Annotated in this window: 14 protein-coding genes; 7 read left to right on the top strand and 7 right to left on the bottom strand. The window is 46.8% G+C overall.

Going from position 1 to position 12,710, the window contains the following annotated elements; all coding sequences use genetic code 11:
- Positions 1-140 precede the first annotated feature (140 nt).
- Both OU814_RS13965 and wecB read left to right on the top strand, forming a co-directional pair.
- The gene (locus OU814_RS13965; protein ID WP_017286580.1) at positions 141-518 is read left to right on the top strand and encodes a hypothetical protein; all 378 of its coding nucleotides are present in this window, start codon (positions 141-143) and stop codon (positions 516-518) included.
- Between the two features lie 209 nt (positions 519-727).
- Positions 728-1,843 carry a non-hydrolyzing UDP-N-acetylglucosamine 2-epimerase gene (gene wecB / locus OU814_RS13970; RefSeq protein WP_190653581.1) on the top strand — a complete coding sequence of 372 codons (1,116 nt, stop codon included), beginning with the start codon at positions 728-730 and terminating at the stop codon, positions 1,841-1,843.
- Positions 1,844-1,975: 132 nt separating this feature from the next.
- On the opposite strand, the gene OU814_RS13975 is transcribed toward wecB, so the two are convergent.
- On the bottom strand, positions 1,976-3,244 hold the full coding sequence (locus tag OU814_RS13975; protein ID WP_268183658.1) for an NAD(P)/FAD-dependent oxidoreductase: 1,269 nt from the start codon (positions 3,242-3,244) through the stop codon (positions 1,976-1,978).
- A gap of 254 nt (positions 3,245-3,498) precedes the next feature.
- Here OU814_RS13975 and OU814_RS13980 point away from each other — a divergent pair, with 254 nt between their 5' ends.
- The 4 genes from OU814_RS13980 to OU814_RS13995 all read left to right on the top strand — a co-directional run bounded on the left by OU814_RS13980 (position 3,499) and on the right by OU814_RS13995 (position 6,069).
- Positions 3,499-3,717, top strand: a complete 219-nt coding sequence (locus OU814_RS13980; RefSeq protein WP_017286583.1) for a hypothetical protein — start codon at positions 3,499-3,501, stop codon at positions 3,715-3,717.
- A gap of 111 nt (positions 3,718-3,828) precedes the next feature.
- Positions 3,829-4,071 carry a hypothetical protein gene (locus OU814_RS13985; RefSeq protein WP_017286584.1) on the top strand — a complete coding sequence of 81 codons (243 nt, stop codon included), beginning with the start codon at positions 3,829-3,831 and terminating at the stop codon, positions 4,069-4,071.
- A gap of 259 nt (positions 4,072-4,330) precedes the next feature.
- Positions 4,331-4,654, top strand: coding sequence for an Mpo1-like protein (locus tag OU814_RS13990; RefSeq protein ID WP_268183661.1), 324 nt, complete (start codon positions 4,331-4,333; stop codon positions 4,652-4,654).
- Positions 4,655-4,677: 23 nt separating this feature from the next.
- On the top strand, positions 4,678-6,069 hold the full coding sequence (locus tag OU814_RS13995) for an amidohydrolase family protein (protein WP_268183663.1): 1,392 nt from the start codon (positions 4,678-4,680) through the stop codon (positions 6,067-6,069).
- Positions 6,070-6,127: 58 nt separating this feature from the next.
- On the opposite strand, the gene OU814_RS14000 is transcribed toward OU814_RS13995, so the two are convergent.
- Positions 6,128-6,997, bottom strand: a complete 870-nt coding sequence (locus OU814_RS14000; protein WP_017286587.1) for a CNNM domain-containing protein — start codon at positions 6,995-6,997, stop codon at positions 6,128-6,130.
- A gap of 116 nt (positions 6,998-7,113) precedes the next feature.
- Between OU814_RS14000 and OU814_RS14005 the strand changes: the two genes are divergently transcribed.
- Positions 7,114-8,913 (top strand): DUF3352 domain-containing protein, encoded by a 1,800-nt coding sequence (locus OU814_RS14005; RefSeq protein ID WP_268183667.1) that lies wholly within the window; start codon positions 7,114-7,116, stop codon positions 8,911-8,913.
- Between the two features lie 137 nt (positions 8,914-9,050).
- Here OU814_RS14005 and OU814_RS14010 read toward each other — a convergent pair whose 3' ends face one another.
- The 5 genes from OU814_RS14010 to OU814_RS14030 all read right to left on the bottom strand — a co-directional run bounded on the left by OU814_RS14010 (position 9,051) and on the right by OU814_RS14030 (position 12,672).
- The gene (locus tag OU814_RS14010; protein ID WP_017286589.1) at positions 9,051-9,281 is read right to left on the bottom strand and encodes a hypothetical protein; all 231 of its coding nucleotides are present in this window, start codon (positions 9,279-9,281) and stop codon (positions 9,051-9,053) included.
- Positions 9,282-9,308: 27 nt separating this feature from the next.
- Positions 9,309-10,472, bottom strand: coding sequence for an EamA family transporter (locus OU814_RS14015; RefSeq protein WP_268183670.1), 1,164 nt, complete (start codon positions 10,470-10,472; stop codon positions 9,309-9,311).
- A gap of 79 nt (positions 10,473-10,551) precedes the next feature.
- Entirely contained in the window at positions 10,552-11,754 is a 1,203-nt protein-coding gene (locus OU814_RS14020) for an inorganic phosphate transporter (protein WP_268183967.1), read from the bottom strand.
- A 130-nt stretch (positions 11,755-11,884) separates the two neighbouring features.
- On the bottom strand, positions 11,885-12,454 hold the full coding sequence (locus OU814_RS14025) for a GNAT family N-acetyltransferase (RefSeq protein ID WP_017286592.1): 570 nt from the start codon (positions 12,452-12,454) through the stop codon (positions 11,885-11,887).
- Positions 12,455-12,576: 122 nt separating this feature from the next.
- Positions 12,577-12,672, bottom strand: coding sequence for a photosystem II reaction center protein T (locus tag OU814_RS14030; RefSeq protein WP_017286593.1), 96 nt, complete (start codon positions 12,670-12,672; stop codon positions 12,577-12,579).
- Positions 12,673-12,710: the final 38 nt, after the last annotated feature.

A 12,710-nucleotide genomic window follows, 5' to 3' on the forward strand; every position in this document is an offset into this window, starting at 1 on the left:
ATTTCTAATCTTTTCCATATACTACTTTCATGAGCAAAGCGCGGTTGCTGAAACCGCCAGTCAGACGAGTTTCTCGTTTTCATATCCTCGTACAAGTTTTCGCACTATCAAATAAACCTCTATACTCTGGGAGTAAAGTTATGACCTTGGCTAACAGTCAAAGCCCTGAAACTTCTGCTGTCTTGTTTACACTGAAAAGCTTCTCGGTTTGGGTTTTCACGCTGACTGTCTGCATGATTGTGATTGGCTTCCCAGTCTTTGTTTTAGTTGTCTCAGTGAGCGCACTCGCGGCGTTTGTCTTGGACACGATTTTGCCATTTAGCTCGATCTTATTTGTTTCGATTAGCGTTCTGGGTGTGCACGCAGTTGGCGTAATGCTAGCTGCTGCTTGGCTGACCTCAAAAGGTATCCATCCCCAAGAAGTTGATTTCTTACGGTGGTTAAGCGGCAACGAAAACCCTCTGCATACTTCTGTGTATGCTTCTTGCCCCTTGACCTGCAACCTGACTGAAGAGTAAGGGTGCGTTGTTAATCATCATTCGGTGAACTGGTCTGACTCCCCCGACTTCGGTCGGGCTTTTTTATGAGAATATGCTTTACATTTCTTAATTATATTGAGAAGGTTGATCCCGATTTATGATGATTGGGCGATCGAGCGAACTCCGGATTTCTACGGAAAAAGCAGAAAACGGGATCGTGTGCTGTTGAAATTATTAAACGAGTCGTGATGTTAAAGTTGCCAATTCCAGTTTGTCTGATTGTGGGAACCCGTCCTGAAGCGATTAAGATGGCTCCGGTGATTCAGGCGTTTCAGCGATCGAGCTTGTTCGAGACTCAGATTGTGCTAACCGGGCAACATCGCGAGATGGTTGATCAGGTGATGAATTTTTTTGAACTGTCGCCGCAGCATGATTTAGCGATTATGCAGCCGAAGCAAAGCTTAACGGATATTACGTGTTGGGCGCTGCGAGGATTAGAGGAATTATTTCAGAAGCTTCAACCCCGCATGGTTTTGGTACAAGGCGATACAACGACTGCATTTGCAGCGGCGTTAGCAGCGTTTTATCAAAAAATTCCGGTCGGACATGTCGAAGCAGGACTACGAACCGAGAATGTGTTTAATCCGTATCCAGAAGAAGCAAATCGACGATTAGTTTCCCAGATTACGCAACTTCACTTTGCGCCGACTTCGCTTTCGGTAGAAAATCTACAGAAATCAGGCGTTCTGGGAGAAATTCATCAGACGGGAAATACTGTGATTGATGCGTTGTTAACAGTTGCGAATCGTCAACCTGCTTGTGAGATTCCGGGACTGGATTGGTCGAAGTATCGAACGATCCTGGCAACTGTGCATCGGCGCGAGAATTGGGGGCAACCGATCGAAGACATCGCTCAAGGATTTTTGAAGGTCTTGAATCAGTTTGAAGATACAGCTTTGTTGTTACCCTTGCATCGCAATCCGACCGTGCGAGAACCCTTGACCGCAATCTTGGGAGATCACCCGCGCGTCTTTTTAACAGAGCCATTGGATTACACCGAACTCGTCGGCGCAATGCAGCGATGTTATCTATTGCTAACGGATTCAGGCGGAATTCAAGAAGAAGCGCCGAGTCTGGGTAAGCCCGTGTTGGTGCTGCGAGAAACGACAGAGCGACCAGAAGCAGTGATGGCGGGAACCGCAAAATTGATTGGAACAAATCCCGATCGTATTTTGCAGGAAGCTGGAACGTTATTGAGTGATGCAAGTGCGTATCAAACGATGGCGAATGCAGTCAGTCCGTTCGGAGATGGACTGGCATCAGAACGGATTGTCCAGATTGTTGAACGGTATTTGAATGCGTAGCAAGCCCTAAATCTAATGGGGAGATAGGGGGAAGATCTGAAATCATGGTTGCTTCTCCCCATCTCCCCATCAATTTTTTGAATCAGCGATCGAATCGCGATCGCTGATTCAACGTCGAAACGCTCCAATCTATCAGACAAATGAGCGAATAATTTCTCCTTCGTGCTGTTTGCCTTTCAACATGCGATTCCAATAAACCCAGGGCAGCACATGTCGCTTGAGAATCCACATACTGTAGCGTTCCTGAGTCGGATCGAGTGGAAAACTCGGCTCTGGCTTACCGTCATAGTCAAACTCTGCCAAAATCGTTTTGCCAAATCCCGTAATCAAGGGACAACAGCTATAGCCGTTGTAATTTCCTTCTAAGGGTCGCTTCTGCAAATGACTGAGTAGATTTTGTACGAGTACAGGTGCTTCTTTACGAATGGCGGCAGCTGTTTTCGAGGTCGGCAACGAAGAAGCATCGCCGAGACTAAACACATTGGGATAGCGCTGATGCTGCAACGTGTGTTTATGCACATCTACCCAACCTCCCGGCGCAGAGACAGCCAGCGGACTATTTTTGATAAAGTCCGGAGCGCTCATCGGTGGAGCCACATGCAGAATCTCATAGGGCATTACGATCGTTTCAGTCCCCGCATCGGTGGTGACTTCAAAAACGGCTTCCTTCGCCTCACCCCGAATTTCCTTGAGATTATGTTTCGTTTTCAGCTCGATGCCTTTGCGTTCGACAACTTGCATTAAAGGAGAGACAAATGTTTCGATCGCAAAAATCTTAGGACCCGCTGTGCAGTAAAGCAGATTCGATTTTTCTCGCACTCCATTGCGGCGAAAAATCTCGTCCGCCAAGTACATAATTTTTTGTGGCGCACCCGCACATTTAATCGGCGTTGCAGGAAAGGTAAATAAGACATTCCCTCCCTTAAAGTTATTCAGCAATTCCCAAGTGTAGTTTGCGCCTGCGATCGCATAGTTACTACACACGCCATTTTTACCCAATGCTTCTTCTAATCCTGGAATTGCCTTCCAGTTCAGTTGAATACCAGGACAGACGACCAACGCTTCGTAGGATACGGTTTTGCCATCGCGGGTTTGCAACTGATTTTGTTCAGGATCAAAAGATTCAGCCGCGTCTTGCAGCCATTTCACACCGTTCGGAATGCAATTTTGCTCAGGTTGCACGGTGTCTTCATAGGAATAGCAGCCTGCGCCAACCATCGTCCAAGCAGGCTGATAATAATGCTGAGAGGATGGCTCAATAATCAGAACATCTAGGGCTGCATCCTGAGCGATTAATTGTGCAGCAACCGTAATTCCGGCAGCCCCTCCTCCGACAATGACAATCTGATGCTGTAGGGATTGAGACGTTGAAAATGTTGAATCGGTGGATGTGGCAGTCATAGATACAGACTTGTGATCGATGAATTTGAGAATTCGAGGCTGCCGTCATTGTCTCGCAAAAACCTAGCCTGTTCTGAATTTTAAGAGGAATTTTACAATGCTTTGCTTTTGGCAGTGCTAAAAAACTACGCCATTTTGGCTACATAAATAGCAAGATATGCCCTATTTCTAAATTCAAACCGATACCTTATACATAACAGCTTCAAATCAAAGTTGTTAACCACAAAAAACATTCAACCCAAACGGAGAACATCATGATTATCAATGAATTGACCTATCAAGAAATCGCAGTTGAAGCAAACGAACTCGAAGGTGGACTTGATCTTTCGATCACTGGTAACTACTACAAACAAGAGCTTTCGGCTATGCAATCGGGCACAACGTCTGGCCCTCTTGGTACAGCATCGTTCGCTAATGCTCAACACGTGAAAATCAACTCAGGTGGTTTTAGCATGATCGCATTGGGTGCATAAGTTTAGAAAACCGATTTTTTTCTAAGCTACTCTTCTCTTGAAGTTCGACATAAATCGCGTATTTAATACTTCTTGAATGCGCGATTTTTATTCTTTTTGTAGGAGCCATTTATGATTATTTCTGATCTCAATTTTGAAGAAACTCCACCTGCCAGTGAAGATCTTCAAGGCGGCGCAGATTGGGCAGCGACCTTGACTGCTTTTAATCAATTTTTATCCATGATCCAAACAGGCGCAGTTTCAGGACCCAATGGGAGTTCAGCCTTTGCAAATATTGGTCGATCGTATACTTCGACACTGGGCTTCAGTACGATCGGACTCGGTATCAACAATCCCAATTTTTGGCAGCTATAAATTTCGGACAACACAACAAAAAGCATTTGCATCAATGTGCCAATCTCGAAGTCACCTAGGTTGGCACATTTATATTTGAAAAAACGCGATGCCGAATCGTTGGCACACTCACAAATTCTAAATTTTAGCTAAAGTTTTTGTTACTTTATTTTTCTATAAATTACAAATTTAGACCGCCGCGTTACGAATGCTTGAGCGGTTATTGCCCTCCAGATGCTTATGTTATCGTTCGGAAAACCGTGTCCAATAGGAGGGACTCATGAACGATTTCATGAGCTACTACCGTGAAGCAAAGACTCATTTCATTGCATCTCACCAACACCCTATTAATCAAAAACTTCATCACTTAACTAATGCATTAGCGATCTCCGCTGTGATTTTTTTATTCATTGACTGGCGATGGACGCTTGTGTGTCTTGTTCTGACTCAGGTGTTTGCTTTGGGCGGTCATGCCGTGTTTGAAAAAAATCACCCTGCATTTGTGAAATACCCTGGCATTACAATTTTGGCTTCATTGTCTTGGTCATTTGAACATTGGTTTGGATTTCGAGAAATTTTTCAACGTTTCAACGCTCATTCATAACATTCATTTTGGAGTAATCGTTTATGTATAACGGCATATTAGTCATCGATGCCGATGCTCATAAGCTTGAAAATCCGCTCGTAATTCGCGATTATATTGAACCTGAATATCGCGATCGTGTGACATTAATTGTTGATAATCTCGGCGATCAACGGATGCGCATCGTCGATTTCAATCCGGCAACCGGAAAAAATGATTTGGTGCGGCTGTTCCCGCAACCTCAAGGACTTGGAAAAGGTGGATTCCGGAATCTGCATCCCGAAACGACGTTGGGTGCTGTGTTTAATCGCACGCGACTTGAGCACATGGATCAAGAAGGGGTCGATGTTCAAGTCATTTATGGCACTTGGAATCTCAGTTTTGGCAGTTATCTCGATCGAGATTTAGCCGTCGCACTTTGCAAAGCCTACAACAACTACATTGCCGAGGATTGTAAGGGCTACGATAACCGCTTGAAAGCGATCGGCGTTTTACCGATTCAAGATGTGCAAGAGTCGGTGAAAGAGATGCATCGCTGCGTCGAGGAATTAGGCTTAATTGGGGTTGCAGTGCCTCCGAATATTGCCATTCCCCATCCAAAAGCACCGGAAGCGTTTCCCGAAGTTCGGACTTGCAAAACAATTTCACATCCTGACTTTGAGCCGATTATCCAAGCTGCGGTTGAACTCGATATTGCCTTGGGCATTCATGGCGGGCCTGGGTCTTACATGGTGGGCGGACTCTCGGATCACACCGAAACTTTCGTGTTGAGCCATATTTTCGTGCAGCGAAACCAGCAACAGTTAGCACTGGCTCGAATGGTTTTTGACGGTGTGTTTGAGCGCTATCCAACCTTGAGAGTTGGCTTCCTAGAAGGCGGATGCGGTTGGCTGCCCGATTTGGCGCATTCTTTCCATGAACATTGGGAAAAACGGATTCGGGACTTTGATCCGAAGCATCCCTATCGTCCTTCCGCACTTGAGTTTACGAAGCTGATGATTCAAGAGCAAGGGGCGCACAATAGCAGCAGCATTGTGACCCAAGCGAAGAACTTATTCGATCTACTGTGGACGAAGCAGCACGATCCCACCAAGATCAATGATGCTAGCTTGTACGAACACTTTGAGCTGAAACATCGCGATCCGATGGAGTACTTCGAGCGTGGTCAAATCTTTACGTCGTTTGAGTCTGACGATCCGGCTCCGGCTTATCTCCCTGCCGCGATGGGCGAGATGGGTAAACGGCTCGCTTGCTTCTCGGGTGACTACGGTCATTGGGATGGCGTACTGCGAGACTGCGTGAAATCGGCAGCTGAAGTGACGAACTACGATCGCGATCACCTCGAACTCTTACTGAGCGGCAATGCTTTAGCTCTGTATGGCGATCGCTTGAGAAAATCTCTGCCACAAAGAAGCCTCGCAGGCGCGATCGCATAGCCTCTTAGACCTCCGATTAGAACTCCGAGTCTTGACAAACTCGGAGTTTTTGCACGTTTTAAGAGCGCGTAGCTAGTTCTTTCTCACCAATTTCAGCGATCAAAGGACTCGTCACGCGCCGAAGTAAAATCTTCTCGACCTGATTTTCTACCACTCGCGTTGCTTCCAGTTCTAGCTCTCCCCACTGAAGGCGATCACCTGTTGTGGGAACCCGTGCTAAATGATGCACCATGAATCCCGCGATCGTCCGATACGCATCACTTGCAGATAAGCCTAAATCAAATTGCTCATTCAGTTGGCTCACCTCCACCGTCCCAGCGAGCAAGATCGAGTGAGCGTCTTTCGGAACGAGCGCATCCTGATGATTTTCTTTCTGAGTAATCCGCCCCGTTAACAATCGAACGGTTCCATTCAGAATCACGAGCGCTGGAAAGAACAGATAAAAGCAAAATTGCAGCGGACGAATCAGAAACAGTGCTGTTCTTTCTGGCGCATGAGCCGCTAATACTTTTGGAACCAGTTCACCCAGTACGATTTCGACATACGTAACAATCAGAAATGCGATCGCAGTTGCAATCGTATGCGTCGTGATCATCGCAGGCAAATGCGCGATCGGGAGTAGCGCAATCCACGGTTCGATCCAATGCACGGTCGCCCCTTCCCCCAACCAACCCAAAACCAGACTACCCGCCGTTGTCCCCGTCTGCGTTACCGATAAATATTGCCCTAAATTGTTTTGGGCATATTGAACTTGCTGTGCTGCACGATTGCCTTGCTGCGCTAAATGATCGATTTCGCCTTTTGCAGCCGATACGATCGCGAGTTCTGCCGCCACGAAGAAGGCAACCGCTAGCACAAACAGCAGCAATACTAGCAAACGGAGAAGTGTCTCAGCCGTTTCAATTTCAAATGTCTCTAAAGTCGTCAAATCACCGCTCCCGTACGCTTTTTGGGAATTCTATTTGTGTAAAGATTACTGAAGTTTCTCAGTAATTTCATCCTCATCGCGAGGATCTAAATTAATCGCAATATTCACGTGAACTCATGTTGCTAAAACGATCTGCGCTCTCAACCCTGGCTGTATTGAGTCTAGCCAGTTTCTCAGATTTGTCGGTTCGTCCTGCTCAAGCGGTGACTGCGCCGACTCCTGTCGTTGCCCCCCTGACTCAGCCAACCCGGATCTCTCTCTCGACGATTCTCCCGTCTGAAACACTCGGAGTCGTACTCGTCAATACGCAAGATGATCGCTGGCAAGAATTAAGCCAGTTTCAGTTGTTCCCCGACGGATTTGCATTTCCAGGCAGTCTGCTCTATCCCACTGAAAAAGATGCAAGTTTCGAGAAAGATATTAAACCCTGGCTAGGCGAGCAGTTTGGAGTTGCCTTTCTTTCAGCGAAAAGCATCGTGACGATTTCCGATGTGAAAGACTCGGCAGCTTTGGCGCAATATGTCGATCGTGTTAAAAAAAGCCGCAAGAAAGCCCCGAAAGAAACGCAGTATAAAGGCGTGACGATCCTGGAGTTTGAAGCAGAAAAAATACCGATTCAAGCTGAGCCTAAAGCGACTGTCAAGAAACCTCAGCCTGATGCACCTGAGCCTGATTCAGAAGACTCAAGTTTCGTTCCGACTCAACCCAAATTTGCGATCGCGGTTCTTCCCAATCATTTTGTCAGTTCAACTTCAACGGAAGCGATTCAAGAACTGCTCGATGCACAAGGCAAGCTGAGTGAAAATCCTAAGTTTCAAAAATTTCAGCAAAACCCGAAAGCGCTTAAATCGATCGTGACGCTCTATGGCGAGTATGGCAAATTTCTCAAAGCGTTTACTCAACTCAATCAACAGCAGATTGAAGAACTGACCAAGAAAAATCCCAACCTACCTGTGCCACCCGTGCTCGATCCGAGTTTACTAGATCCATTGGCAAAGTTTTATGACACCGCCGAAGGCTTTGTCTGGGCAGAATCCACAGGATTACGCGCGCAATTTGCCGTGAATTTGACTCAATCTGTTCCAGAGAATTTGTTAACTCCGTTGACTACTCGCAATCAGATTCTCAGTCGCCTGCCAGAAGTCAATTACATGATGTCCAATAGCCAGAATTTAGCGCTGTATTGGCAAGCATTGACGCTAGGACTAGAATCGCAGCCATCCTGGAAGAAAAACTTGGAACAAAGCCGGAAGTGGATGCAGGATTTCATTGGCGTGGACGATCGCGATATTTTCCCTTGGATGAATGGAGAGTACGCGATATTTGCTTATCCGACTCGCCAAGGATTTATTCCCTCGATTTCGCCAGGGTTAGACATTGCCTTCGGCATGATGGTGCAAACAGACGATCGCGCTGCCGCCGAAGCGGGATTAAAGAAATTCCAGGAGTTTGTCACCCCTCGTTTAGGGCAAGCGCTCGTCCATCAATCTACCCTGGCAGGTCAACCTGTCACGAGTTTTGGATCCATTGAGAAAGGTCGATCGCTGAATTTCTTAAGTCATGGTTGGACAGATGAGCAGACTTTAGTGATGTTATTTGGAGGCGGATCAATGAGCGAGTTTAGCCCGACACCGACTCGGACTCTACCGCAATCTGCCAACTTTAAATCTGCGATCGCACCCTTCCCCGATGCGAATTTAGGCTATTTCTATGTCAATCAAGGCGCATTCATGAGCTTTTTGAACACTGCGGCGTTTCCGATGATATTCGGTGCATCGAGGTCAAGCAATCCATTTGCCACGCAGCTTCAAGATAGCTTGAGTAGCATTCGGAGCATTAGCGGTGCGAGTTCGATCAAAGACAATCAAGTGCAATTTGAAGGTTTTCTTTCACTTGCATCGCGATTAAATCGCTAAGTTGAGCGATCGCGCTACATTTCGACTTTGCTCAACACTCTAGATCCGAGGTCTTCACAGGTTGAGCAGAGTCGAAATTCAAATTCCATGAAAGATAGAGAACAATTCGCTTCTCTCTCATCTCCAATTTGCGAACATTAGAGCGAAGTCATCTTAATTCCCATCACACCCCAGGCCCGAAAAAATTGCCGATACAATTCCTGCCCTGCCTCAGTGAGATCTCCATCTTCGCCAATCTCACCACCCACAATGAAAGTTCCACGATCGCTTTCAAAACAAAGTCGTTGCACCCCAGACTCATCGGTCTGAATTCGCAACGACCCATTCGCTAAAACTTGCCCAGATCCACTTGAAACCGCAAATCGCATCACATTATTTGAGTAACACCTTTCCCATTATGCAGATTTTGCGGTCTTTCTCATCCGCTCAAAGCTCAGAGCAGTGACCCCGATCGTCACAAGCAAAATTCCAGCAATTTGTACCCAATCTAACTTAGTACGGATGATCACAGCGGCTAGCAACGCTGTTAACACAGGACCACTCGATGCGATGATCGAAGCTTGTGCCGCCCCCATATAGCGCACCCCGAAATTGTTCGAGAGGTATCCGACGAGAGTGAACGCCCCCAAGACTAGACCTCCTATGAATAATCCAGGTCTGCCCGTCGCTGAAACTGCAACCCCTAATTGAAGTGGTAAGGATAGACTCACACTCGTACAAACGAGCACCGTGAGAAATTGCACCACACTGACGGGAACCGGATGCACTTTGCGAAATCCAAGCTGCATCAAAATTAAATACAGCGCGAATGCCGCTCCGGAGAATATGGCAAAAAACACGCCTCCACCCAGTTTTGCGACCATTAAACTGGGAATAGCTGTCAAAATTACACCCAACAAAATCAATCCCATTACGACAACCCGCAGGCGAGTTGGTCGATCGTTAAACAACCACCAAGCGAGGGGAACCGTGAGCAGCGGATACATAAATAGAATCGTGACCGCAGCACCTGGTCCAATTTGTGCGATCGCAATATAAATCAGAACTTGTGACAAAAACAGAAAAACACCGCTGCCGATAATGTGCCAAAGCGGACGACGATCGCGCTTCAGCAGGACTTTCTGAAGATCTTGCCAAACTGGAGGGTAAAGAAATCCCGCAATGCCAATCATCAAAGGCACGACCACCAGCATTCGCATCCAGAGAATCAATAACGAATTCCCGATTGTCGGCTGGATAAAGCCACCCGCGGAGAATAGACCAAATAATCGAATCGGTTGCCCGATCGTGATGCGGACAATCACGTTATGAATCGACAGCGCAAAAGTCGAAAGCAAAACGAGCCAAAGCCCCAACCTTAATTTTGATACTTTAGGTTTTTGGGGCTTGAGAGAAAGCTGAGATTGAGACCGTAACTCTTCAACCTCTTTCCTCAACTGCGCATTCACCTCGCGCAGTTCCGTAATTTCCCGCCGATCGGTGCTTGCACCAGATGTAGCAGAAATCTCTTCATTTTGATTCGGTGGGCGCGAATCACCCCATGATTGCTCTTGCTCCATCGGTCTTCACCCTTGACATCCGGCTGTAGATAACTTCACAACCTATAGTGCCCAGTGAAGAGTTGATAAACTCTATTGTCTAAAATTCAATGAAAGTCGTACGCAAAATCAAAAATAAAATTCCGCTGAGCACAGCAGCAATGGGAATCGTCACAAACCAAGTTAAACCGATCGATCTCAGAGTTTGAAACTGAATGCTTTTCATGCCTTGAACAAATCCCACTCCAACAACACCGCCCACTAGAGCGTGAGAAGTCGAAACCGGAAATCCCATACGAGAGGCAATCAATATTGTGGTTGCTGTTGCGAGTTCTGCACAAAGTCCGCCGCTAGGCTGCAAAGGAATAATTCCTTCTCCAATCGTTGAAATCACTTTTTTCCCTAAGACGGCTAACCCTGCAACGATGCCAACTCCACCAAGTATCAAACTCCAAACTGGAATCTGGAAGTCTTCTAACGGCAAGTTTCCAGTTTGCAGAATGTAGACGATCGCGGCAAAGGGTGCGATCGCGTTGCCAACATCATTTGAGCCATGAGCAAACGCGACAAAGCAGGCACTGACCACTTGAAATTTAGCGATCGTCGCTTCTACGGTCTGTAAATTTTGGAATCCGTAAACGGATAACGTTCCGATTCCAATGACTCCAAGCATGAGTGAAATAGATGGAATCGGTAAATGAATAATAGTTTGAATCGGTTTGGCGATCGTCGGAAAGACAATCACACCGAAAACGCTAATCAATACGGCACTGAGCCAGGGAATCCATTCTTCGAGTTGATGAGGTCGGTCGAGAATCCATTGTTTGATCAAACTGTAAAAAACAGCCGCGATCGTGCCACTCACCAAGGGAGTGATCACCCAAGTGAGAGAAATAAGACCGATCGTGCTCCAATTGACAGCAGTTTTGCCGAACGCGAGATAGCCAACGCCTGCGATCGCGCCGACAGTTGCATGAGAAGACGACACGGGAAATCCAAACACTGTGGCAATATTCAACCAAACTCCTGCGGCGATTAAGACCGAAATCATCCCAATCAGCAAGATTTGGGGCGTGAATTGGGCGGGATTGATGATGCCTGTAACGAGTTTCTGAGAAACAGTTTGACCAAACAAGACTGCGCCCGTGAATTCTAGAGTTCCTGCAATGATTAAGGCCTGTTTGAGCGTGACAGCTTTAGAACCCACCGAGGTTCCCATCGAATTTGCAACATCATTCGCGCCCAGATTCCATGCCAGATAGAATGCTAGAAGACTCGTAATGAGCAAGACAATCTGATCCATTTCCACGTCAATTTCCTCAGGGCATGAACAGAAGCTAATTCAACGCAGGCACCCTTGGCGGGTTCTAAACCTCAAGGAGCAGCGAATTGTACACAGCATGGGACGCTAACAGCAAGTTGGGAAATTCAGATTAAGCCTCTCTTGCATGTGTCGATCGCATTTCCTTACGCAACAGCATCCGTCTTGGCTTTCCTAAAAACCAATCCCAACTCAACTGAATTTCCTCCAATCGATACCCCAACTTGAAATACAATGCTTTCGCTGCCTGATTCGTCTCTAGAACGTGCAGATAAATCTGGCGATAGCCCCAACTTTCTACATAAGGCTCACACGCCAATAACAGCTGTTCTGCAATGCCCTGCCGCCGGAATTCTTCTCTCACCGCCAAATTTGACAAATAAATATACTGGCTCGTTTTCGGTTGCCAAGGATTGGCGCTGCGTATCCCCACCTCCACCGTTCCCACAATTAATTCATCCCGATGCGTCGTATCGATCGCGACGAGACATGCATAGTTTGAGGTCATTGAGCGCGCTCGACTCCGCAAATCCTCATAAATTCCGACTCGAATAATCGCACCCAACCAGGGCAAAAACGGCGGATACAGCGGAAAACTATCCACCAAAATTCCCGCAATTTCGTTCAAATCCTGCGGCTGCACAGCCCGAATTCGATAGCGAGTCGGACTAGAATAATCCATTTGACGCGAAGAAACGCTCACAAGCTCAGATAACCCAACCTTCACATCCTAAATCACCCTGCCCAAAATCAGCGCAAAAAAGAACCCGTCTTGAGTCAAGACGGGTTCTTTCACAGAAGGATTTACTTACCAATTCTCGGAGGTTCGCGGAATGCAATCGCAAAAAACAAAACTCCGATCGCCAAAGCCAAAATCAAAATATACGCTGCACTTTCCATGATGGTGTCCCAACAAAAGAATCGAACCGGGCCTAAGC

The organism is Leptolyngbya sp. GGD, assembly GCF_026735145.1.
In the GTDB taxonomy this organism is placed as follows: domain Bacteria; phylum Cyanobacteriota; class Cyanobacteriia; order Leptolyngbyales; family Leptolyngbyaceae; genus Leptolyngbya; species Leptolyngbya boryana.